The sequence below is a fragment of the Salmonella sp. K21076 genome, from assembly GCF_039650795.1.
GTDB classification, from domain to species: Bacteria; Pseudomonadota; Gammaproteobacteria; order Enterobacterales; family Enterobacteriaceae; genus Salmonella; species Salmonella enterica.
In genome coordinates this window covers 94,927-117,226 of record NZ_JBCLYA010000024.1, presented here as the reverse complement: position 1 = coordinate 117,226, position 22,300 = coordinate 94,927, and the positions used below count along the sequence as shown (strand labels likewise).

The window sequence follows — 22,300 nt, the reverse complement described above, 5'->3', positions numbered from 1 at the left end:
ACCGGGCGGATGTGCTCTGATAGAAGGCGGTGCCTGCCATCATAGAGAGTACCAGTGGCCTGTGATGTTAAAAATAATGTGATATTTATTCCTTCTCCCTTGTCTACCTATTAATAGGTATAAACTCAGTTGATAAATAAGAAATGGTTAACCTTTTAGCGTATTTCTTTCATTATTAGTGCCAATTTATGTCACTTTTGGTTCATCTTTCTGTGAACAATAAATATTAATTACTAATAATGTTCCGAAATAAAAAGCGATCAATATCATAAAGTTAGTAACATTATTGCCGATAAATCTTCCTGTATGAGGATATGCGATCCCAGGGAGAAAATATGTTTTTGCATAACATTAAAATACGTTCAAAATTATTTATGGCCTTTGGCTTATTCATTGTTCTCATGGTGGTGAGTTCCGCTCTGTCTTTGTTTAGCCTTGATCGGGCTAATACGGGTATGCAGGACATTATTACCAATGATTATCCCACCACGGTAAAAGCCAATCTGTTAATCGATAATTTTAATGATTTCATCATCGCGCAGCAGCTCATGTTACTGGATGAAGAGGGGCGCTGGAGCCAGAGCTCGCAGAAAGAACTCAGTGAGATAAGCCAGCGCATTTCGGCGTTACTGGATGAGCTTTCCAGGGAAAATAGTCACGATGCGGATTCACAGAAAATCATTAATGAAATCCGTGAAGCGCGCCAGCAATACCTGGAGTCCAGATTCCGTATTTTGAAAGATATTCAAAGCAATAATCGTCAGGCGGCCATTCAGGAGATGATGACCAGAACGGTGCAGGTGCAAAAAGTCTATAAGGACAAAGTCCAGGAACTTATCGCTGTTCAGGACGCGCTGATGCATGAAGCGAGCGTGCAGGTCAAAGAGGATTTTAAAAATAATCGGACGTTGTTAATCACTTTGGCGCTGATAAGCATCGCCGCCGGAGGCGTAATAGGATGGTATATTGTGCGTTCTATTACCCGACCGCTTGATGACGCGGTACGCTTTGCCGAGGCGATTGCCGATGGCGATCTGACTCGCCATATCACCACCGACTATAAAGATGAAACAGGCGTACTACTGCAAGCGTTAATGGCGATGAAAACGCGTCTGCTGGATATCGTACAGGAAGTGCAAAACGGTTCGGAGAGTATCTCCACGGCGGCGGCGCAAATTGTCGCCGGTAACCAGGATTTGGCGGCGCGTACGGAAGAGCAGGCCAGCTCGGTTGAAGAAACGGCGGCGTCGATGGAACAGATTACCGCCACGGTTAAAAACACAGCCGATCATACCAGTGAAGCGACCAAACTCTCTGCTGGCGCCGCCAGCGTAGTGAAAAACAATGGGGAGATGATGAATCAAGTGACGCAGAAAATGCGCGTCATTAACGATACGGCAAATCGTATGTCGGATATCATCAATATCATTGATTCCATTGCCTTTCAGACCAATATTCTGGCGCTGAACGCGGCGGTTGAAGCGGCGCGCGCGGGCGAACATGGGCGCGGTTTTGCCGTTGTCGCCGGAGAGGTTCGCCAGTTGGCGCAAAAGAGCGCCTCGTCGGCCAGTGAAATCCGTAATTTGATTGAAGATTCAACCAGTCAGACTCAGGAAGGGATGCACCTGGTGGAGAAAGCCAGCGCCCTGATTAATGGCATGGTGGACAACGTCGAAGAGATGGATGTGATATTACGTGAGATTGGGCAGGCCAGCCGCGAGCAAACTGACGGTATTTCGCAGATTAACAGCGCGATTGGCCTGATTGACGCCGCCACGCAACAAAACTCCTGCCTTGTGGAAGAGTCTGTTGCCGCCGCAGCGTCGCTGAACGAACAGGCGTTACATTTAAAAGAGCTGGTTAACGTGTTCCGCGTCCGCGAAGAGGACACGCAGCCCGCTTAATCCAGTTCGGCGATTTCCAGCGCCGCGCGATCAATCACGCCGATAATGCGTTTGATTTGCGCGTCGTTGATATCGCTGTGGTTTATCCGCAGATCCAGCACGGCCTTGAAGTTATCCAGCGCCCGCTTCATCTGAGGATTTTTACGTAACTCCATGCCCACACAACGGGCTTTTAGCCGCGCCTGAATATGCGTCAGATGTTCGCGATTTTCATCAAGCCATTGCGCGCCGTTCGCGGTAATCGCGATTTTTTTCCGCCCGCCTTCTTCGTCGCTAATCGTGATAAATTGCTGATCCTGTAAAAAATCCAGCGTAGGGTAGATCACGCCAGCGCTTGGCGTATAGCCGCCCCCCGTCAGGTTTTCTATCGCTTTAATCAGTTCATAGCCGTGGCTGGCGTCCCGGGTCAGGATATCAAGAATGACCAGCCGAAGTTCCCCGTGGCCAAAAAATCGCTGACGCCGACCACCGCCCTGTCCATGACGACCACAGCCGTGTCCGTGACGATGTTCGCCGCCGCAACTGGCGTTCTCATGCTGATGCGCGCTATGGCAGCCTTCATGCTGATGTTCTCGATCTTTACAGCAGCCGTCGTGCTTATGATCCTGGTTTTTGCAACACCCTTCATGTTGATTTTGCATCATTGTCTCCTGCTTATTTAGATATATCTAATTTATATCTAAATGATGGGTTTTAGCAAGGGTAAAAGCCATTTTTGCTATAATCTATTAATTTATAAGGTTTTATCTTAAGGTTATAGTTAGCTACGCGTTGCCAGAACACTATCAAAAAACAGTTGCATTTTTACTGATTAACAATCATTATCATTTAAAACTTTAATTTAGATATATCGTATTACTTCACGAAGGCAAAAAATGACGACATCATCCGCACGCTATCCACAGCGTGTTCGTAATGAACTGCGTTTTCGCGAGCTGACCGTTCTGCGGGTAGAACGTATTAGCGCAGGATTTCAGCGGATCGTACTTGGCGGCGAGGCGCTGGACGGTTTCACCTCCCTGGGCTTTGACGATCACACGAAAGTTTTTTTCCCTGAGCCAGGCTGTCGCTTTACGCCCCCGACAGTCACTGAGGAAGGCATTATCTGGGGGGAGGGCGTTCGTCCGGTCTCCAGGGATTACACGCCGCTGTATGACGAGGCGCATCGCGAGCTGGCGCTGGATTTCTTTATCCACGATGGCGGCGTAGCCAGCCGTTGGGCAATGGAAGCCCGTGAAGGCGATACACTGACGATTGGCGGGCCGCGCGGTTCGCTGGTGGTGCCGGAAGATTATGCTTGTCAGGTTTATGTCTGCGATGAGTCCGGTATGCCTGCGCTACGTCGTCGTCTGGAATCGCTTAGCCGTCTGCCTGCGCGCCCTGCGGTAACCGCGCTGGTGAGCATTCAGGATGCCGCATATCGCGATTATCTCGCCCATTTGACGGATATTACTGTGGAATATGTTGTTGGCGGCGATGAACAGGCAATGCAAACGCGCCTGTCGCAGCTGGCAATACCAGAATCAGACTATTTCATCTGGATTACTGGCGAAGGCAAAACGGTAAAACGTTTAAGTCAGTGCTTTGAAAAGGGGTTTGATCCACACCTGGTACGTGCGGCAGCCTATTGGCATCGTAAATAGCGGTATGGGGCGAGCCCTGTCAGAAACAAAAAAGCCACTCTTTAGAGTGGCTTAATTATATGATTTTAAAGCTAAAATTTGGTGGCCCCTGCTGGACTTGAACCAGCGACCAAGCGATTATGAGTCGCCTGCTCTAACCACTGAGCTAAGGGGCCGTGGCGGTGGATTATAATGTAACTTTACGCTGTAATCCAGCCGTAACCGTGCGGGTGCTGTTTTTATAAACAATGTGTTTTCAACCCGTTATACTTAAAGAACGTTGTATTGCTCAGGAGTAATAATGGTTAAGGACATACTGGCGCCAGGGCTACGGGTGGTTTTTTGCGGCATCAATCCGGGACTCTCCTCGGCGAATACCGGCTTTCCGTTTGCGCATCCCGCGAATCGTTTTTGGAAAGTTATTCATTTGGCCGGTTTCACCGATCGACAGTTGAAACCGGAGGAGGCGGAAAAATTACTGGATTTTCGCTGCGGGGTAACGAAACTCGTCGACCGACCGACGGTACAAGCGACTGAGGTGAAGTTGCATGAATTACGTAGCGGCGGACGCAACCTGATTGAAAAGATAGAGGACTACCAGCCCGCGGCGCTGGCGGTGCTTGGTAAACAGGCTTTTGAACAGGGATTCAGCCAGCGCGGTATCGCCTGGGGTAAACAAAAGATCGCCATTGGCGCGACGATGGTGTGGGTGTTGCCGAATCCCAGCGGCTTAAACCGAATTAAAACGGAAAAACTGGTCGAGGCCTATCGCGAGCTGGATCAAGCGCTCATTATGCGTGGGCTATAGCAATGGGGAATGAGGGCGCGAATACTCGCGTTGTGTAGAGATTCTGCAGGCCAAATAGAACGCTCGCGCATGACCTGATAAAAAAACGCCGCCTTGCGGCGGCGTTTATACGTGTACGGCGAATTAATCGTCGAGGAAGCTGCGCAGCACTTCAGAACGGCTAGGGTGGCGCAGTTTACGCAGCGCCTTCGCTTCGATCTGACGGATACGTTCGCGGGTAACGTCGAACTGTTTACCCACTTCTTCCAGCGTGTGGTCGGTGTTCATATCGATACCGAAACGCATACGCAGGACTTTCGCTTCACGAGCGGTCAGGCCAGCCAAAACGTCGTGAGTGGCGGCGCGCAGGCTCTCGGTGGTGGCAGAGTCCAGCGGCAGCTCGAGGGTAGTATCCTCGATGAAATCACCCAGATGCGAATCTTCATCGTCGCCGATCGGCGTTTCCATGGAGATAGGCTCTTTGGCGATTTTCAGCACCTTACGAATTTTATCTTCCGGCATCAGCATCCGTTCAGCCAGCTCTTCCGGCGTTGGCTCGCGGCCCATCTCTTGCAGCATCTGGCGAGAAATACGGTTGAGCTTGTTGATGGTCTCAATCATATGCACCGGAATACGGATGGTGCGCGCCTGGTCGGCGATAGAGCGGGTGATCGCCTGACGAATCCACCAGGTAGCGTAGGTGGAGAACTTGTAACCACGACGGTATTCGAACTTATCTACCGCTTTCATCAGACCGATGTTGCCTTCCTGAATCAGATCGAGGAACTGCAGACCTCGGTTGGTGTATTTCTTGGCGATAGAAATAACCAGACGCAAGTTCGCTTCAACCATCTCTTTTTTCGCACGGCGGGCTTTCGCTTCCCCGATGGACATGCGACGGTTGATGTCTTTCACCTGTTCGATGGTCAGACCGGTCTCTTCTTCTATCTGCCGCAGTTTTTGCAGGCAGCGTTGCACTTCTTCCGCGACATCGTGCAGTTTTTCCGACCACGGTTTGTTCATCGCGATAGCGGCATTGAACCAGGTTTCGCTGGTTTCGTTACCGGTAAACAGCGTGATAAAGTTCTTCTTCGGCATTTTGCACTGCTCGACGCAGAGCTTCATGATCAGACGTTCCTGAGTACGCACGCGATCCATCATCACGCGCATACTGTTGACCAGATAGTCGAATTGCTTCGGTACCAGACGGAACTGTTTGAACACTTCAGACAGCTTCAGAATCTCTTCCTGCGCGGCAGCATGGCTGCGGCCTTTCGCTTTGATGGTGTCGCGCGTAACGACGTATTGCGCGCGCAGTTCAGCGAATTTTTCGCGTGCCAGTTCAGGGTCAATGCTGTTGTCGTCATCGGCGGCGTCATCGTCGCCGTCTTCTTCATCTTCGTCTTCGTCATCATCCAGGTCTTCCTGGGAGAGTTCAGAACCGACGTGAGTTGCGGTCGGCGCCATCTCTTCTTCCGCGTTCGGATCGACAAAGCCGGTGATAAGATCGGACAAACGAGCCTCTTCAGCCTCAACGCGATCGTACTGTTCCAGCAGATAGGTAATGGCTTCCGGGTATTCGGCAACGGAGCATTGAACCTGGTTGATCCCGTCTTCGATACGTTTAGCGATGTCGATTTCGCCTTCCCGGGTCAACAGTTCAACAGTGCCCATTTCACGCATATACATGCGTACCGGGTCAGTCGTACGACCGATTTCAGACTCAACACTGGACAGAACTTGTGCAGCAGCTTCTTCCGCATCTTCATCGGTGCTGGTGGTATTTTCAGCCAGCAGCAGATCATCGGCATCAGGCGCTTCTTCCATTACCTGAATACCCATGTCGTTGATCATTTGGATGATATCTTCAATTTGATCTGAATCGACGATATCTTCCGGCAGATGGTCATTGACCTCAGCATAGGTCAGATAGCCTTGCTCCTTACCACGGGTGACAAGAAGTTTCAGCTGTGACTGCGGGTTTTGCTCCATAAGACGGTATCCACACTTATTCGTTTGATTGGTGTCGACGGTATAGCTGTCGACATTTAAAGCGAGGGCATACTTATATTTTGGCCGCTGCCTCTCACTGCGGCTGTCGGGGGCTTCCCGAACGATATGCGGCATTTAAGCCGTTAAATTCATTTTCTGGCCAGCTCCTGGTTTAACGTCCAGAGCTCTCGGCGTTCTTCGCTGCTTAAACCGTGAGTGCGATCGCGAGCGATCAGCTCTTCTTGTCGCAGTTGCAGCAGCGAATCAAACATATGGTTGAGTGAGTCGGTAAAGGTCTTTTCGGCAATCGCCTTATCTGCTATATCGTCCCACATCGATAATTTTTCAAGGGTCGCAGCATCATTTGTGCCACGGTAGAGTTCCAGAAGTTGTCCGGTAGTAAGACCTGGCTGAGCCAAACAAGTTTTGACCAATTCTTTAAATAAGCCAAGTCCAGGCAGCTTATTCTGATCCAGCGCGTCTAAGGGCGGCACTAACGGCGCGAGATCCGGATTTTGCACCAGTAATCCTATCAGTATACGCATGGTCGTGCGTTTTAGCTGCGGAGCCGGGCGGGAAACGCCGCTTTCCGCCTGTTTTGGCACTAAACGATCAAGCTGACTATCATCGAAAATGCCTAACTTCAGCCCCAACGTCTGGCGCAGCTGAATACGGTGCGTGTCGCCAGGCACCTGATTAATGAGCGGCAGCGCCAGCGCGGCTAACTGCGTGCTGCCATCCGGCGAGCTTAAATCCACCTGCGGCAGGAGGCTATTAAACAGAAACGTAGAGAGCGGCTGCGCCTGCTCCATCCGCGCTTCAAAAGCCGCCTTGCCTTCTTTACGCACCAGCGTATCCGGGTCTTCGCCGTCAGGTAAAAACATAAAGCGTACCTGCCGACCGTCGGTCATATAAGGCATTGCTGTTTCCAGCGCTCTCCAGGCGGCATCACGGCCAGCCCGGTCGCCGTCGTAACAGCAAATTACGTTGTTCGTCGCCCGGAATAACATATGCATATGGTCTGCCGTGGTTGAGGTACCCAGCGAGGCGACCGCATAGTTAATGTCGTATTGCGCTAGTGCGACGACATCCATATAACCTTCGACCACAAGCAAGCGTTGCGGTTCAGCACTATATTGCTGAGCCTCATAAAGACCATATAGCTGGCGGCCTTTATGGAAAATGTCCGTTTCCGGAGAGTTAAGGTATTTCGGCGTGTCGTTCCCCAGAACTCGACCGCCAAAACCAATCACCCTGCCGCGTTTGTCCCGAATAGGGAACATGACCCGATTACGGAAACGATCGTAAGTGCTGCCCTGCTCGTTATTGACCAGCATTCCGGCATCCAGCAACAATGCCTTGTTATCGCTGTTATTACCGAAGCGCTTTAACGCGTTATCCCAACCAGGCGGCGCGAAGCCAATGGCGAAACGCTGAATAATTTCAGCGCTCAGACCGCGCTTTTGCAGATAGTCACGCGCAGGTTTTGCCGCAGGATGGGTAAGCGACTGCTGATAAAAGTCATTCAGACCATTCATCAACTGATAGAGGTTTTGCCGTTGATGGCGCTCTATCTGGCTAAGCCCGGTGCCTGCTTCATAGGGAATTTCCAGGTTATGCATGGCCGCTAATTCTTCGACGGTTTCGACAAATTCGAGCTTGTCGTAATTCATCAAAAAGTCGATCGCATTGCCATGCGCGCCGCATCCAAAGCAGTGATAAAACTGTTTTTCACCGTTTACGGTGAAAGAAGGGGTTTTCTCATTATGGAATGGACAACACGCGTGATAGTTCTTGCCCTGTTTCTTGAGTTTTACGCGCACGTCGATCAGATCGACGATATCGGTTCTCGCCAGCAGGTCATTAATAAATACGCGTGGGATTCGTCCAGCCATATGCCCCTTTTATACACGTCATTCTTCAGGCTGCCGTAGTGTTGGCTACGTTTGCTCACCCCTGTCGCTGACTTGCGTAAGCGCCGGGGACTTGCTCTCTTGCCGCCTGGACGTAGCATGAATGATTTTGTGTATATGCTAATGCATAAACGAAAACAAGCCGCGCATTCCTTTCGGAAGCACGGCCTTACAACTACAACTCGATCTGAATTGAGAGCAGCCCGCTCTCAAAAGATTAGTACAGACGAGTACGGCGTGCGTTTTCGCGAGCCAGTTTCTTCGCGTGACGTTTCACTGCAGAAGCTTTAGCGCGCTTACGTTCGGTCGTCGGTTTTTCATAGAACTCACGACGACGAACTTCCGCCAGAACACCTGCTTTTTCGCAGGAACGCTTGAAGCGACGCAGAGCTACGTCGAACGGCTCGTTTTCACGTACTTTAATTACCGGCATGTGCCTCTCACCTTTGATTAATTCGGTTTGCCGCTGGCATCAACGCCAGCTTATTTCAAAATGGTGCGGAATTTTACTGCAATTGCTGCTGCTTTGTAAAGCACCGCGGCCTTTTTTGAAAGGGACTTTTATAAGGGGAGGGAGTATACACGAAGTCGGGACTGAGGGTATACATCCACCCGCATTCGACCTACACTGCGCGGTATTAGAGCGAGGTAAAACAAGTCATGCGTGTACTGGGTATTGAAACATCTTGCGATGAAACCGGCATCGCTATTTACGACGACAAAAAAGGTCTGTTAGCCAACCAATTGTATAGTCAGGTGAAATTACATGCTGATTACGGCGGCGTAGTGCCTGAACTGGCTTCCCGCGATCATGTGCGTAAAACCGTGCCGCTGATTCAGGCGGCATTAAAAGAAGCCGCTCTGACGGCGAGCGATATCGACGCGGTGGCCTATACCGCAGGCCCGGGCTTGGTCGGCGCGCTGCTGGTCGGCGCAACCGTCGGGCGTTCGCTGGCATTTGCCTGGAATGTGCCAGCCATTCCTGTACACCATATGGAAGGTCATCTGCTGGCGCCAATGCTGGAAGATAACCCTCCGGATTTCCCGTTTGTGGCGCTGCTGGTCTCCGGCGGACATACGCAGCTCATTAGCGTGACCGGAATCGGTCAGTACGAACTGCTGGGAGAGTCGATTGACGATGCCGCCGGTGAAGCGTTTGATAAAACCGCCAAATTGTTGGGGCTGGATTATCCTGGCGGCCCGATGCTGTCGAAAATGGCGTCGCAGGGGACGGCGGGGCGTTTTGTCTTTCCGCGCCCGATGACCGATCGCCCGGGGCTGGATTTTAGTTTTTCCGGTCTGAAAACCTTTGCCGCTAACACCATTCGTAGTAATGGCGACGACGAACAAACTCGCGCTGATATCGCGCGCGCTTTTGAAGATGCGGTCGTGGATACGCTGATGATCAAGTGCAAGCGCGCGCTGGAAAGCACCGGTTTTAAGCGTCTTGTCATGGCGGGCGGCGTCAGCGCTAACCGCACGCTGCGTGCGAAGCTTGCCGAAATGATGCAAAAACGCCGCGGCGAAGTGTTCTATGCGCGCCCGGAATTTTGTACCGACAACGGGGCGATGATCGCCTATGCCGGAATGGTGCGGTTTAAGGCGGGCGTTACGGCGGATCTTGGCGTAACGGTACGTCCGCGCTGGCCGCTGGCCGAGCTGCCGGCGGCGTAAAAGCGGAAAAAGGGGGCGACATCATGCCGCCCCAACGGATTTACAGCAAAACGATGGGCATCCACAACAGCCTGGAGACGATCAGCAGCACCAGGAAAATCAGGCCGAAAATCGCGCCTAACCACGCCAATGGTGGAAGGGTGACGCGCGGCGGATTCGATATGTACGCCTATCACCGAGCTATTGCCGGTCAACCCTTGTGGGCCGATCCCCAGACGGTTGAGGCCCTCTTCCAGACGCAGTTCCAGCTCAATCTTTCTGGCGTTTCTTTTTCAGCTTCGTCCAGATTTTCGTCTCCTGGCGACGCCACAGACGCTGGATGTTGTCATGATGGCGCAGCAAAATGAGACATGACAGCATCGACACCGGGAAAGTGAACTGCGGTTTAAACCACCAGACGTAAAACGGCGCAATCAAGGCGCTGACAATCGCCCCTAACGATGAATAACCGCTTAACAGGACCGTCAGCAGCCAGGTGCCTGCCATGACGCCGGTTAAATCCCAGCCGATGGGCGCAATGGCGCCAAACGCGGTTGCTACGCCTTTCCCGCCTTTAAAGCCAAAAAAGACCGGCCAGATATGTCCCAGACAGGCGGCGATAGCGATAAGCCCCAGCCAGAAAGGGGTAACGCCTAACGCATACGCGCCCCAGACGGGCAACATGCCTTTAAGGATGTCAAAAATAAGTACCGCGACAGCCGCTCCCTTGCCACCGATTCGTAATACGTTCGTCGCGCCCGGGTTGCCGGAGCCGCTTTCTCGCGGATCGGGCAGCCCGGCGATGCGGCAAACCAGAATGGCACTGGAAATTGAGCCGCAGAGGTACGCGAAGAGGATCATTCCAGGCGCGATTGCACTCATAAGCTGTTCCGTATTGAAAGTGTCGTTTTATTTACTATTTCTGTGGATAATACGCACATTTCGCCGGAAGTGGTATCCGGGTTAGCCAAAAAGCAGGCAGGTCGTGATGGATATTGTATTTATAGAGCAACTTTCGGTAATCACCACTATCGGTGTTTACGACTGGGAACAGACTATCGAGCAAAAACTGGTGTTCGATATCGAAATGGCATGGGATAACCGCAAGTCGGCGAAAAGCGATGATGTCGCAGATTGTCTAAGTTACGCGGATATCGCCGACACGGTGATAAATCATGTTGAAGGCGGGCGTTTTGCTCTGGTCGAGCGTGTGGCGGAAGAGGTGGCGGATCTACTGCTTAGCCGATTCAATTCTCCGTGGGTTCGCATCAAACTGAGCAAGCCTAGCGCCGTCGCGCGCGCGGCGAACGTAGGGGTAATTATTGAGCGTGGCAATAATCTGAAATAAAAATAAATAATTTTATATTTTTTAAACCAAACGGTTATATATGGGGTCTTAACGCGAGATCCATTTTTGCAGTGTTTTTCATTTTAGGGGTTTATTGATGAGCGATATGCACTCGCTGCTGATAGCGGCAATTTTGGGTGTGGTCGAAGGATTGACGGAGTTTTTGCCGGTATCCAGCACGGGCCATATGATTATTGTGGGTCATCTGCTGGGGTTTGAAGGCGATACGGCCAAGACATTCGAAGTGGTGATTCAACTTGGATCTATTCTGGCGGTCGTGGTGATGTTCTGGCGGCGGTTGTTTGGTCTCATCGGTATTCACTTTGGCCGCCCGCTACAGCGTGAAGGTGAAAGTAAAGGTCGATTAACGTTGATTCACATCCTGCTGGGCATGATTCCGGCGGTGGTGCTGGGGTTAGTCTTTCATGACACGATCAAGTCGCTATTTAACCCGATTAACGTGATGTATGCGCTGGTGGTAGGCGGTCTGTTGCTGATTGCCGCCGAGTGCCTGAAGCCGAAAGAACCGCGCGCGCCGGGGCTGGATGATATGACGTATCGTCAGGCGTTTATGATTGGCTGTTTCCAGTGTCTGGCGCTGTGGCCGGGCTTCTCGCGTTCCGGAGCGACCATTTCCGGTGGGATGCTGATGGGCGTCAGCCGTTACGCCGCCTCCGAGTTCTCGTTCTTACTGGCTGTGCCGATGATGATGGGCGCAACGGTTCTGGATCTCTACAAAAGTTGGTCATTCCTGACCGCAGCGGATATTCCAATGTTCGCGGTGGGCTTTGTGACGGCGTTTGTGGTGGCGCTGATCGCCATCAAGACCTTCCTGCAACTGATTAAGCGTATCTCGTTTATTCCGTTTGCGATTTACCGCTTTGTGGTGGCGGCTGCCGTTTACGTTGTCTTCTTCTGATGATTGACCGTGCCGGATGGCGGCGTACCGCCTTGTCCGGCCTAACAGTTTTGTCGGTCTGATAAGCGCAGCGCCATCAGGCAATTTATCGTGCCGGATGGCGTTTAGCTGGCGGGGTTCGGGCAGCGCTTCTCTTTCCAGTTGGCGACCGCTGCAATTCGTCGCTTCGTCAGCTCCTCGCGAATCTCAATGCCCTTAAATCCGGCCTCCACCACCTCTTTCGTTGGTACCGCTTGGGCCACCTGCCAGGCTTCGCGCAGCCAGCGCCCCTGCGGGTAATCCGACGCTTCAAAGCCGGTACGTCCACGGACATCGGCCTCGCTGGTCAGCGCAATCTGCTCGACGCGCTGCGGTTTACGCCATGCATCAATGGCGTCAAACAGCTTAACGATCGTTTTCGGCTGGAGTATCGGAAAGGTGTGAATCAGATCGTGGTACGCGGCGACCAGTTTAGCTAAATCACGCAGGTCATTGGGGACGCGCAAACGCTGGCATAACTGTTCGACCAGTTTCACGCCCACCGGGCCGTGGCCATGATGGCGCGGCCAGAGGTTTTTCGGCGTTAAGCCTTTGCCCACATCATGACAAAGCGTGGCGAAACGGACATCAAGCTGCGGACTGAGCATGGCGGCCATCGACAGCGTCATCAACGTATGAACTCCGGTATCAATTTCCGGATGCCACTTTGCCGGCGCGGGTACGCCAAACAGGGCGTCGATTTCCGGAAACAGGACGCGCAGGGCGCCGCAGTCGCGCAATACCTGGAAGTAAACCTGCGGATTGCGGGTGGTAAGCGCATTTTCCGTCTCTTTCCATACCCGTTCCGGCGTCAGATGTTCCAGCTCGCCTGCCGCGGTCATTTCGCGCATTAGCGTCAGTGTTTCATCGGCGATACGGAAACTAAGATGAGCGTAACGGGCGGCAAAACGCGCCACGCGCAATACGCGCAAGGGATCTTCGCCAAACGCCGGAGAGACATGGCGCAGTAGACGCGCCTCCAGATCCCGGCGCCCGTGGTAAGGGTCGATAATCTGTCCGTCATCGTCGCGCGCCAGAGCATTAATGGTCAGATCGCGACGCTGGAGGTCGGCTTCCAGGGTAACGTCCGGCGCGGCATAGCAGGTGAAACCCGTGTAGCCGGAACCGGATTTACGCTCGGTACGCGCCAGCGCGTATTCTTCGTGAGTTTGCGGGTGGAGAAACACAGGAAAATCACGGCCTACCTGCTGGTAGCCCGCATCAAGCATCTCCTGCGGCGTGGCGCCGACAACGACCCAATCTTTATCTTTAACCGGTAGCCCTAACAACGCATCCCGAACCGCACCACCGACCAGATAAATCTTCACGCCACTTTCCTTTTAAAAACGATCATCCTCTAATGATAAGACAGTGCCGCAGAGAAGGCGATTTAGTTCATCCAGCGGTCTTTGCGTTTACGGCTTGGGATCATATGCGGCAGCACCAGCCCTAACAGCAAGCCAATACCCAATACGCCGCCGCCATACATAAACCACTGCATAATAATGGTGCGCTGTTTGTCATCCAGTTGCAGATTCGCGGCGCTAACTTTTTTCTGCGCGACAATCAGCTCGTTTTTCAGCTTCTGGTTCTCTTCTTTTAGCCCGTTGATGACGCTGTCGCTTTGCGCCACTTTCTGCTGCATGTCGGCGGTGCGCTGATTCCACGTGGTATCAATATTGTTGAGTTTATCGGTTAACGTTTTGACCTGATTTTCCAGATCCGGCACGCGGGTACGCAGGCTTGGCGTGGTATTCAGTTCTTTTAACGGTATCCAGGCAGTACGACCAGAACTGTCTTTAATTTGACCATAGTTGGCATCGCTCTGTAAGAGCGTGACTTCCTCGCCGGCGTTGACGGTACCCACAAGGCGATAATTATCTCCCGGACCGCTGCGGACCCAGGTATTCAGTTCATCAGAAACGTAACGCGTCTCTTCAGCATGAGAGACGGCGGTGGCGCTAAGCGCAAGTAAAGTTAGTCCAATCAGGCGTAATTTTGGCATCAGGCTGTCGTTATTGTCAGAGAAAGTGGAACGATAGTAACGGCATCAGTGTCGCTACGCAAAGCAGTCGACATCAATCGGAATCATCTGTGTCGCCTTTGCCGCTACGTCAAACTTTTACGCCCGTCAAATTGCTCGTTGCATGGCAATTTGGCGCAAAATACTATCTACTGACAAAAATAATGCGGGTAAGTTCGCCAAGAATCTTCCCAGATGTGACATAACCCATAAGTACAAGGCCATGGCTCAGGAAATCGAATTAAAGTTTATCGTCAATCACGACGCCGTAGATGCGCTGCGAAATCATCTTCATACGCTCGGCGGCGAGCATCATGCGCCCAGCCAGTTGCTGAATATCTATTTCGAAACGCCTGATAACTGGCTACGCCGCCATGATATGGGGCTGCGTATTCGTGGTGAAAATGGGCGCTATGAAATGACCATGAAAATTGCCGGCCGGGTAACGGGCGGGCTGCACCAGCGACCCGAATACAATGTTGCGCTAAGCGAACCCGTGCTGGATCTGACGCAACTTCCGGCGGAGGTCTGGCCGGATGGCAACCTGCCCGACGGCCTGGCATCAAGCGTACAGCCGCTGTTCAGTACCGATTTTTACCGGGAAAAATGGTGTCTGGACGTTGACGGCAGCAGGATTGAAATTGCGCTCGATCTCGGCGACGTAAAAGCGGGCGAGTTTGCCGAACCAATTTGTGAGCTGGAGCTTGAGTTGCTTCGCGGCGATACGCGCGCCGTGTTAAAACTGGCGAAGCAACTGCTGTCGCAAACCGGTTTGCGTCAGGGCAGTCTGAGTAAGGCGGCGCGAGGTTATCACCTGGCGCAGGGGAATGCGCCGCGAGAGAATACACCAACGGCAATTCTGCGGACTGCCGCGAAAGCTACGGTAGAGCAAGGGCTGGAGGCCTCGCTGGATCTGGCGTTGTCACAGTGGCAGTACCATGAAGAGCTCTGGCTGCGCGGCGACGAGTCGGCGAAAGAACATGTGCTGGATGCTATGGGATTAGTGCGCCATGCCTTAATGCTTTTTGGTGGCATTGTTCCACGTAAAGCGAGCGCTCACTTACGTGATCTACTTACCCAGGCGGAAGCGACGATGACATCCGCGGTGTCCGCCGTCACAGCCGTTTATAGTACGCAAACGGCGATGGCGAAACTGGCATTGACGGAATGGCTGGTGACGAAAGCCTGGCAGCCATTTCTGGACGCGAAGGCGCAGGCCAAAATGGCCGATTCTTTTAAGCGTTTCGCCGACATTCATCTTTCTCGTCATGCTGCTGAATTAAAAAAAGTTTTTGGACAACCGCTGGGTGATAAGTATCGCGACCAGTTGCCGCGTTTGACTCGCGATATCGACAGCGTTTTACTGCTGGCCGGGTATTATGATGCGATGGTCGCGCAGGCATGGCTGGAAAACTGGCAGGGATTGCGTCACGCCATTATTACCGGGCAACGTATTGAAATTGAACATTTCCGTAATGAGGCCATCAACCAGCAGCCGTTCTGGTTGCACAGCGGAAAACGATAATCAGAACCGTAGAAAGCGCCTGATGACGCTGCGCTTATCAGGCTTACGGTATGCGGACTTGTAGGCCGGATCAGGCGAAACGCCGCCATCCGGCATTATTTAAAGGATATCCCCTAAATGACGCCGCTCTCTTCACCCTTATCGCAGTACTGGCAGACCGTTGTTGAGCGCCTACCAGAAGGATTTACTGAGACATCGCTTAGCGCGCAGGCGAAGTCAGTGCTTACATTTAGCGATTTTGCGCTGGATAGCGTGATAGCGCATCCGGAGTGGCTTGCCGAACTGGAATCCGCATCGCCGCAGGCTGATGAATGGCGACATTACGCTGGCTGGTTACAGGAGGCGTTGGCAGGTGTCTGTGACGACGCCTCGCTGATGCGTGAGCTGAGGCTTTTTCGTCGTCGCATCATGGTACGCATCGCCTGGGCACAGACGCTGTCGCTGGTGGACGATGAGACTATTTTACAACAGTTGAGCCATCTGGCGGAGACGCTCATCGTCGGGGCGCGCGACTGGCTGTATGCCGCCTGTTGCCGCGAATGGGGAACCCCCTGTAACCCGCAGGGCGTTCCGCAGCCGCTGCTGATTTTAGGCATGGGCAAGCTGGGCGGCGGCGAACTGAATTTTTCGTCTGATATCGATCTGATTTTCGCCTGGCCGGAACATGGCGAGACCCGGGGCGGGCGTCGTGAACTCGATAACGCCCAGTTTTTTACGCGTCTCGGGCAGCGGCTGATCAAAGCGCTGGATCAGCCCACAATGGATGGTTTTGTCTATCGGGTAGACATGCGCCTGCGACCGTTTGGCGACAGCGGCCCGCTGGTACTGAGTTTTGCCGCGCTGGAGGATTACTATCAGGAGCAAGGACGCGACTGGGAACGCTACGCCATGGTGAAAGCGCGGCTAATGGGCGATAACGACGACGCCTGGTCTCGTGAATTACGCGCCATGCTGCGGCCTTTCGTTTTCCGCCGCTATATCGATTTCAGCGTCATCCAGTCGCTACGTAATATGAAAGGGATGATCGCCCGCGAAGTGCGACGCCGCGGTTTGAAAGACAACATTAAACTTGGCGCGGGCGGTATTCGGGAAATTGAGTTTATCGTGCAGGTATTCCAGCTGATCCGCGGCGGACGCGAGCCGTCGCTACAGTCGCGTTCGTTACTGCCGACGCTGGATGCTATCGCTGCGCTGCATTTGCTGCCTGAGAATGACGTGGCGCAACTACGCGTGGCCTATCTTTTTCTACGTCGTCTGGAGAATCTGCTGCAAAGCATCAATGACGAACAGACGCAAACGTTGCCTGCCGACGATCTGAATCGGGCGCGGCTGGCCTGGGGAATGAAGGCGGAGAACTGGCCGCAGCTTGTTGGCGAACTGACGGATCATATGGCTAATGTACGCCGCGTATTCAACGAATTAATTGGCGATGATGAAGCCGATACCCCGCAGGAGGAAGAACGTTCAGAGCCGTGGCGTGAAGTATGGCAGGATGCGCTACAGGAGGATGATTCGACGCCAGTGCTGGCGCATTTAGCCGATGAGGATCGGCGACAGGTTCTGACCCTTATCGCTGACTTCCGTAAGGAACTGGATAAACGCCCTATCGGCCCGCGCGGGCGGCAGGTGCTGGACCAACTGATGCCGCACCTGCTTGCTGACGTCTGTTCCCGCGAAGACGCCGCTGTTACGCTATCGCGGATAACGCCGTTGCTGGCGGGGATTGTCACTCGCACCACCTATCTGGAGCTGCTGAGCGAATTTCCCGGCGCGCTGAAACACCTGATTATGCTCTGCGCCGCTTCGCCAATGATAGCGAGCCAACTGGCGCGTTATCCGTTGTTGCTTGATGAACTGCTCGACCCCGGCACGCTTTATCAGCCGACGGCTACCGACGCTTACCGCGACGAATTACGCCAGTATTTGCTGCGCGTGCCGGAAGAGGACGAAGAACAACAACTGGAGGCATTACGCCAGTTTAAACAGGCACAGCTTTTGCGGATTGCGGCGGCGGATATTGCCGGTACGCTGCCGGTGATGAAAGTGAGCGATCACCTCACATGGCTGGCGGAGGCGATGATTGATGCTGTGGTGCAGCAGGCGTGGACGCAAATGGTTGCGCGTTATGGTCAGCCAGCGCATCTGGACGAACGCCAGGGGCGGGGGTTTGCGGTCGTCGGTTATGGCAAGTTGGGCGGATGGGAGCTGGGCTACAGTTCCGATCTGGATCTCATCTTCCTGCATGACTGTCCGATGGACGTCATGACCAACGGCGAACGCGAAATCGACGGGCGGCAGTTTTATCTGCGCCTGGCGCAGCGCATTATGCATCTGTTCAGTACGCGCACCTCCTCCGGCATTTTGTATGAGGTGGATGCGCGTCTACGCCCCTCTGGCGCGGCTGGAATGCTGGTGACTTCAGCGGACGCGTTTGCCGATTATCAGCAGCATGAAGCCTGGACCTGGGAACATCAGGCGTTGGTACGCGCTCGCGTGGTATATGGCGACCCGCAGCTTACCTCACAGTTTGATGCGGTGCGCCGCACTATCATGACGACGGCGCGTGACGGTAAGACATTGCAGACTGAAGTGCGTGAAATGCGCGAGAAAATGCGGGCGCATCTCGGCAATAAGCATCGCGATCGTTTTGATATTAAAGCTGATGAAGGCGGTATTACGGATATTGAGTTTATCGCGCAATATCTGGTACTGCGCTACGCTCATGAAAAACCTAAATTAACGCGCTGGTCTGATAACGTGCGCATCCTGGAGCTTCTGGCGCAAAACGGCATTATGGATGAACACGAAGCGCAGGCGCTGACGGTAGCCTACACCACACTGCGTGATGAACTGCACCACCTGGCGTTGCAGGAGCTTCCCGGTCATGTGGCGCAGACATGTTTTAGCAAAGAGCGCGCGCTGGTGCAGGCAAGCTGGCGGAAGTGGCTGGTAGCCGTTTGAATTATGCTATTATCGCGCGCAAATTTTGAATCTCTCAGGAGACAGGAATGAAAGTAAATCTGCCAGCGTTTGAACGTGCAGGCGTCATGGTTGTGGGTGATGTAATGCTGGATCGCTATTGGTATGGCCCCACTTGCCGTATTTCACCGGAAGCGCCGGTGCCCGTGGTTAAGGTAAATACCGTTGAGGAACGTCCGGGCGGCGCGGCGAACGTGGCGATGAACATTGCGTCTCTGGGAGCGAACGCCCGTCTGGTCGGCCTGACGGGTATTGATGACGCCGCGCGCGCGCTGAGCAAAACGCTGGCGGAGGTCAATGTGAAGTGCGACTTCGTTTCTGTGCCGACGCATCCGACGATTACCAAACTGCGCGTACTATCACGTAATCAGCAGCTCATTCGTCTTGATTTTGAAGAAGGCTTTGAGGGCGTGGACCCGCAGCCGTTGCATGAGCGTATCAACCAGGCGCTGGGATCGATCGGCGCGCTGGTATTGTCCGATTATGCCAAAGGCGCTCTGACCAGCGTGCAGACTATGATTTCCCTAGCGCGCCAGGCGGGCGTGCCGGTGCTCATCGATCCGAAAGGAACGGATTTTGAACGTTACCGCGGCGCCACGCTGCTGACGCCAAACCTTTCTGAATTCGAGGCGGTTGCGGGGAAATGTAAAAGCGAAGACGAACTGGTTGAACGCGGCATGAAGCTCATTGCCGATTACGACCTTTCCGCGCTGTTGGTCACGCGTTCCGAACAGGGAATGACGCTGCTGCAACCGAATAAAGCGCCGCTACATATGCCGACGCAGGCGCAGGAAGTTTATGATGTTACCGGTGCGGGCGATACGGTGATCGGCGTGCTGGCGGCGACGCTGGCGGCGGGAAATACCCTGGAGGAGGCGTGTTATTTCGCCAATGCGGCGGCGGGCGTAGTGGTAGGTAAACTCGGGACGTCAACGGTTTCCCCTATTGAGCTGGAAAACGCAGTGCGCGGACGCGCGGATACCGGCTTCGGCGTCATGACCGAAGAGGAGTTGAGACAGGCCGTCGCCAGCGCGCGTAAGCGTGGCGAGAAAGTGGTCATGACCAACGGCGTTTTCGATATTCTGCACGCGGGCCACGTCTCTTATCTGGCGAACGCGCGCAAACTGGGCGACCGCCTGATTGTTGCGGTCAATAGTGACGCCTCGACTAAACGTCTGAAAGGCGAAAGCCGTCCGGTTAATCCGCTCGAACAGCGTATGATCGTGCTGGGCGCGCTGGAGTCGGTCGACTGGGTTGTCTCTTTTGAAGAGGATACGCCGCAACGACTGATTGCCGGTATTCTGCCGGATCTGCTGGTAAAAGGCGGCGACTATAAGCCGGAAGAGATCGCGGGCAGCGAAGAGGTCTGGGCCAACGGCGGCGAAGTCATGGTGCTGAACTTCGAAGATGGTTGTTCCACGACCAATATCATCAAAAAGATCCAGACCGAGAGCGAGAAGTAAAACCGCGTCATCAGGCGTTACAGACGCTGCGGGCGCTGATTTTGAAGGTGCGTCGGACATTTTGTTTCGACGCGTATCTCGCGGTTGACGCTGCTTTTTTTTCGACCTAAAGTAAAGGAATAAGGGTGAGAGGGGATCTCTCCCCCCTCTGATTGGCTGTTAGTAAGCTGGGAAACTTATCAGTAACAGAACAATCAGTATGATGACCTGGTGCATCATAACCCTTTCCTTATTAAAGCCCCTTCCTCGGGAGGGGCTTTCCCGTTTCAGCCCCTTGCTGACATCGCGATTGTTGGTGAGTGGCCTGTCTGGCGCAAGGGCTTTCTCCCGCCGATTTTGCGTTACTGGATCGCCCACGCAAAATGGCCTGCTGGTCATAACGCTTTGTACAGACAAGGTGGAAAAAAGATAAAAAAATCCCCGGCCTTATGGCCAGGGACAGGAGATATGGCGGGGAGGTTATTGCTCTTTTATCGTTGCTTCGCGATTAATCTCATCCGTTGCCGATGAAACCAACGGCGTGGTCAGCGCCTTTAGCGAGCCGCCGGCGATGCCAATCTCGTTTAACAGCGAATCGATCAGCGGCGCCTGGGTACGATAGGTGAGCGCGGCAGATAACGCTTGTTCCGCCAGGTTTCCCCCGTTAGCGCCGCCAGCGGCGACGTCGCCCGCCGTCGCGCCGCGATTGAGGCCATCGACCTGAATAATCTTAATGCCGTCGATGGATTTCATCGGTTCAACAGACTTCTCAATAACAGCAGGCAACGATTGTAAGAGCGCTAGTTTAAATTTGAGGCTGGTTTGTTCGTCAGATAGTACGTTGATAGCGTCATTCAGCGCCCGTTGCGCTTCGGCTTCCGCCAGACCTTTTTTACGCGCTGCTTCCGCCAGTTCGATGATGGCGGCGGCTTGCAATTCTGCCGCTTCTTTCTCTGCTTTTGCCCGAACGGTCAGTTCGACCGCTTTGGTTTCCGCATCCTGCGCCGCGGCGATCAGAGCGACCTGCTTGGCGCGATCCGCTTCGGCGGTCTGGCGGGTGGTTTCTACGTTTTGCTGGGCGCGAACCGCATCGGCCAGCGCGTCGTTGGCGCGCGCTTCCGCTTGCGATTGCTGCTCGGATTTGGCGGCAATGGCGATAGATTTCGTCTGGTTGGCGATTTCTGTCACCTGTTGCTGTTCGATCTCTTTAATACGTACTTCACGCTCGGCCTCAACTTTCCTGGACCGTACTGCTTGCTCACGTTCGATCTCCGTCTCCTGGATCTGCCGCTCAGCAAGAATGCGCGTCTGTTCTGCTTCACGATGGCGCTCGGCCTCAAAAGCGGCAATTTTGGCGTTTTGTTCGGCGGTGCGGGTTTTAACCTGTTGCTCCTGCTCCAGAGTCATAAAGGCTTCTTGTTGCTCGATTTCCAGCTTGCGTTCAAGCGCGTCGCGGTTCTTTTCGCGCACCGCCACTTCCACATCCTGTTCCACTTCATTACGTTCACGACGGCGGCGTTCGGTTTCCTGCGTCAGTTTCGTCAGACCTTCGGCATCAAAGGCATTGTTTGGATTGAAATGCTCTTTGGACGTTTGGTTAAAGTTGGTTAATGAGACGCTTTCCAGCTCCAGGCCGTTTTTCGACAAATCTTCCGCAACGGTGTTTTGTACGCCCTGAACGAAGTTTTCACGCGTATCCTGTAGCTCATGCATCGTCATCTGGGCTGCGGTAGCGCGTAAGGCGTCAACGAATTTATCCTCAACCAGCATACGCAGATCTTCCGGTGACAGCGTTCGCTGGCCAAGCGTTTGTGCGGAGGTGGCAATACCTTCAACAGAGGGTTTTACACGCACGAAGAAAGCAACGACCACGTCAACGCGCATACGATCTTTGGTGATCAGGCTGTCGACGGTAGCACGGCTGACTTCAAGTTTTAGGGTATTCATATTGATCGGAATAATTTCGTGAAAGATTGGCATCACAATAGCGCCGCCGCTCATCACCACTTTTTGCCCGCCAAGCCCGGTACGGACAAACGCCTGTTCCGCAGATGCGCGGCGATAAAGGCGAGCAAAAATGATCCCGATAATTAGTAAGACGATAACCGCCACGATGGCGGTAAACATCCATGATGGCAATATGCCAAAAACATCATCCATTATGTAAGTTCCTCT

Annotated in this window: 18 protein-coding genes, 1 tRNA gene and 1 pseudogene; 9 read left to right on the top strand and 11 right to left on the bottom strand. The window is 53.4% G+C overall.

Translation table 11 applies throughout. The annotated features are described in order from the left end of the window. Positions 1–335 precede the first annotated feature (335 nt). The gene (locus tag AAYN39_RS08425; protein WP_000478457.1) at positions 336–1,904 is read left to right on the top strand and encodes a methyl-accepting chemotaxis protein; all 1,569 of its coding nucleotides are present in this window, start codon (positions 336–338) and stop codon (positions 1,902–1,904) included. On the opposite strand, the gene AAYN39_RS08420 is transcribed toward AAYN39_RS08425, so the two are convergent. Beyond that, the gene (locus AAYN39_RS08420) at positions 1,901–2,548 is read right to left on the bottom strand and encodes a PadR family transcriptional regulator (protein WP_086011941.1); all 648 of its coding nucleotides are present in this window, start codon (positions 2,546–2,548) and stop codon (positions 1,901–1,903) included. The two genes, AAYN39_RS08425 and AAYN39_RS08420, sit on opposite strands and share 4 nt — an antisense overlap. A 231-nt stretch (positions 2,549–2,779) precedes the next feature. On the opposite strand from AAYN39_RS08420, the gene AAYN39_RS08415 reads away from it, so the two are divergent. Continuing rightward, the gene (locus AAYN39_RS08415; protein WP_000213683.1) at positions 2,780–3,547 is read left to right on the top strand and encodes a siderophore-interacting protein; all 768 of its coding nucleotides are present in this window, start codon (positions 2,780–2,782) and stop codon (positions 3,545–3,547) included. Positions 3,548–3,626: 79 nt separating this feature from the next. On the opposite strand, the gene AAYN39_RS08410 is transcribed toward AAYN39_RS08415, so the two are convergent. Further along, a tRNA-Ile gene (locus AAYN39_RS08410) sits at positions 3,627–3,702 on the bottom strand. A gap of 125 nt (positions 3,703–3,827) precedes the next feature. Between AAYN39_RS08410 and mug the strand changes: the two genes are divergently transcribed. Continuing rightward, positions 3,828–4,334: a G/U mismatch-specific DNA glycosylase gene (mug, locus tag AAYN39_RS08405; protein ID WP_000237776.1), complete on the top strand. Its 507-nt coding sequence runs from the start codon at positions 3,828–3,830 to the stop codon at positions 4,332–4,334. A 123-nt stretch (positions 4,335–4,457) separates the two neighbouring features. Here the strand turns inward: mug and rpoD are convergent, their stop codons facing one another. The 3 genes from rpoD to rpsU all read right to left on the bottom strand — a co-directional run bounded on the left by rpoD (position 4,458) and on the right by rpsU (position 8,651). After that, on the bottom strand, positions 4,458–6,440 hold the full coding sequence (gene rpoD, locus AAYN39_RS08400) for an RNA polymerase sigma factor RpoD (protein WP_001120265.1): 1,983 nt from the start codon (positions 6,438–6,440) through the stop codon (positions 4,458–4,460). 14 nt (positions 6,441–6,454) lie between these two features. Next, on the bottom strand, positions 6,455–8,200 hold the full coding sequence (dnaG, locus tag AAYN39_RS08395; protein ID WP_000918867.1) for a DNA primase: 1,746 nt from the start codon (positions 8,198–8,200) through the stop codon (positions 6,455–6,457). 235 nt (positions 8,201–8,435) lie between these two features. Next, on the bottom strand, positions 8,436–8,651 hold the full coding sequence (gene rpsU / locus AAYN39_RS08390) for a 30S ribosomal protein S21 (protein WP_001144069.1): 216 nt from the start codon (positions 8,649–8,651) through the stop codon (positions 8,436–8,438). A gap of 227 nt (positions 8,652–8,878) precedes the next feature. Here rpsU and tsaD point away from each other — a divergent pair, with 227 nt between their 5' ends. Further along, positions 8,879–9,892, top strand: coding sequence for a tRNA (adenosine(37)-N6)-threonylcarbamoyltransferase complex transferase subunit TsaD (gene tsaD, locus AAYN39_RS08385; RefSeq protein WP_001264383.1), 1,014 nt, complete (start codon positions 8,879–8,881; stop codon positions 9,890–9,892). Between the two features lie 122 nt (positions 9,893–10,014). Here tsaD and AAYN39_RS08380 read toward each other — a convergent pair. Both AAYN39_RS08380 and plsY read right to left on the bottom strand, forming a co-directional pair. After that, a pseudogene (locus AAYN39_RS08380) lies at positions 10,015–10,143 on the bottom strand (fumarate hydratase); the annotation flags it as partial. Next, on the bottom strand, positions 10,142–10,753 hold the full coding sequence (gene plsY, locus AAYN39_RS08375; protein WP_001272784.1) for a glycerol-3-phosphate 1-O-acyltransferase PlsY: 612 nt from the start codon (positions 10,751–10,753) through the stop codon (positions 10,142–10,144). The gene plsY and the pseudogene AAYN39_RS08380, both read right to left, overlap by 2 nt. Positions 10,754–10,859: 106 nt before the next feature. On the opposite strand from plsY, the gene folB reads away from it, so the two are divergent. Beyond that, entirely contained in the window at positions 10,860–11,219 is a 360-nt protein-coding gene (folB, locus tag AAYN39_RS08370; protein ID WP_001681574.1) for a bifunctional dihydroneopterin aldolase/7,8-dihydroneopterin epimerase, read from the top strand. A 97-nt stretch (positions 11,220–11,316) separates the two neighbouring features. After that, entirely contained in the window at positions 11,317–12,138 is an 822-nt protein-coding gene (bacA, locus tag AAYN39_RS08365) for an undecaprenyl-diphosphate phosphatase (protein WP_001281933.1), read from the top strand. A gap of 104 nt (positions 12,139–12,242) precedes the next feature. Here the strand turns inward: bacA and AAYN39_RS08360 are convergent, their stop codons facing one another. Next, a complete protein-coding gene (locus AAYN39_RS08360; protein ID WP_000708457.1) occupies positions 12,243–13,484 on the bottom strand; it encodes a multifunctional CCA addition/repair protein in 1,242 nt (413 codons plus the stop codon). A gap of 62 nt (positions 13,485–13,546) precedes the next feature. Next, on the bottom strand, positions 13,547–14,161 hold the full coding sequence (locus AAYN39_RS08355; RefSeq protein WP_001125344.1) for a TIGR04211 family SH3 domain-containing protein: 615 nt from the start codon (positions 14,159–14,161) through the stop codon (positions 13,547–13,549). Between the two features lie 241 nt (positions 14,162–14,402). On the opposite strand from AAYN39_RS08355, the gene AAYN39_RS08350 reads away from it, so the two are divergent. The 3 genes from AAYN39_RS08350 (at position 14,403) to hldE (ending at position 20,146) form a co-directional block, all read left to right on the top strand. After that, entirely contained in the window at positions 14,403–15,704 is a 1,302-nt protein-coding gene (locus AAYN39_RS08350) for an inorganic triphosphatase (RefSeq protein ID WP_000046233.1), read from the top strand. Between the two features lie 117 nt (positions 15,705–15,821). After that, positions 15,822–18,665 carry a bifunctional [glutamate--ammonia ligase]-adenylyl-L-tyrosine phosphorylase/[glutamate--ammonia-ligase] adenylyltransferase gene (gene glnE / locus AAYN39_RS08345; RefSeq protein ID WP_000188297.1) on the top strand — a complete coding sequence of 948 codons (2,844 nt, stop codon included), beginning with the start codon at positions 15,822–15,824 and terminating at the stop codon, positions 18,663–18,665. Between the two features lie 47 nt (positions 18,666–18,712). Then, the gene (gene hldE, locus AAYN39_RS08340; RefSeq protein ID WP_000867682.1) at positions 18,713–20,146 is read left to right on the top strand and encodes a bifunctional D-glycero-beta-D-manno-heptose-7-phosphate kinase/D-glycero-beta-D-manno-heptose 1-phosphate adenylyltransferase HldE; all 1,434 of its coding nucleotides are present in this window, start codon (positions 18,713–18,715) and stop codon (positions 20,144–20,146) included. Between the two features lie 159 nt (positions 20,147–20,305). On the opposite strand, the gene AAYN39_RS08335 is transcribed toward hldE, so the two are convergent. Together AAYN39_RS08335 and AAYN39_RS08330 are read right to left on the bottom strand one after the other, a co-directional pair. Next, complete coding sequence (locus AAYN39_RS08335) at positions 20,306–20,365, bottom strand: type I toxin-antitoxin system Ibs family toxin (RefSeq protein WP_192936148.1); 60 nt, start codon at positions 20,363–20,365, stop codon at positions 20,306–20,308. Between the two features lie 240 nt (positions 20,366–20,605). Beyond that, positions 20,606–22,285 (bottom strand): flotillin family protein, encoded by a 1,680-nt coding sequence (locus AAYN39_RS08330; RefSeq protein WP_000342894.1) that lies wholly within the window; start codon positions 22,283–22,285, stop codon positions 20,606–20,608. Positions 22,286–22,300 lie beyond the last annotated feature (15 nt).

What these genes read in the sequence shown, in the direction of transcription:
- AAYN39_RS08425 (WP_000478457.1), top strand. Translation starts at nt 336, where the DNA reads ATGTTTTTGCATAACATTAAAATACGTTCAAAATTATTTATGGCCTTT.
- AAYN39_RS08420 (WP_086011941.1), bottom strand. Translation starts at nt 2,548, where the DNA reads ATGATGCAAAATCAACATGAAGGGTGTTGCAAAAACCAGGATCATAAG.
- AAYN39_RS08415 (WP_000213683.1), top strand. Translation starts at nt 2,780, where the DNA reads ATGACGACATCATCCGCACGCTATCCACAGCGTGTTCGTAATGAACTG.
- mug (WP_000237776.1), top strand. Translation starts at nt 3,828, where the DNA reads ATGGTTAAGGACATACTGGCGCCAGGGCTACGGGTGGTTTTTTGCGGC.
- rpoD (WP_001120265.1), bottom strand. Translation starts at nt 6,440, where the DNA reads ATGCCGCATATCGTTCGGGAAGCCCCCGACAGCCGCAGTGAGAGGCAG.
- dnaG (WP_000918867.1), bottom strand. Translation starts at nt 8,200, where the DNA reads ATGGCTGGACGAATCCCACGCGTATTTATTAATGACCTGCTGGCGAGA.
- rpsU (WP_001144069.1), bottom strand. Translation starts at nt 8,651, where the DNA reads ATGCCGGTAATTAAAGTACGTGAAAACGAGCCGTTCGACGTAGCTCTG.
- tsaD (WP_001264383.1), top strand. Translation starts at nt 8,879, where the DNA reads ATGCGTGTACTGGGTATTGAAACATCTTGCGATGAAACCGGCATCGCT.
- plsY (WP_001272784.1), bottom strand. Translation starts at nt 10,753, where the DNA reads ATGAGTGCAATCGCGCCTGGAATGATCCTCTTCGCGTACCTCTGCGGC.
- folB (WP_001681574.1), top strand. Translation starts at nt 10,860, where the DNA reads ATGGATATTGTATTTATAGAGCAACTTTCGGTAATCACCACTATCGGT.
- bacA (WP_001281933.1), top strand. Translation starts at nt 11,317, where the DNA reads ATGAGCGATATGCACTCGCTGCTGATAGCGGCAATTTTGGGTGTGGTC.
- AAYN39_RS08355 (WP_001125344.1), bottom strand. Translation starts at nt 14,161, where the DNA reads ATGCCAAAATTACGCCTGATTGGACTAACTTTACTTGCGCTTAGCGCC.
- AAYN39_RS08350 (WP_000046233.1), top strand. Translation starts at nt 14,403, where the DNA reads ATGGCTCAGGAAATCGAATTAAAGTTTATCGTCAATCACGACGCCGTA.
- glnE (WP_000188297.1), top strand. Translation starts at nt 15,822, where the DNA reads ATGACGCCGCTCTCTTCACCCTTATCGCAGTACTGGCAGACCGTTGTT.
- hldE (WP_000867682.1), top strand. Translation starts at nt 18,713, where the DNA reads ATGAAAGTAAATCTGCCAGCGTTTGAACGTGCAGGCGTCATGGTTGTG.
- AAYN39_RS08330 (WP_000342894.1), bottom strand. Translation starts at nt 22,285, where the DNA reads ATGGATGATGTTTTTGGCATATTGCCATCATGGATGTTTACCGCCATC.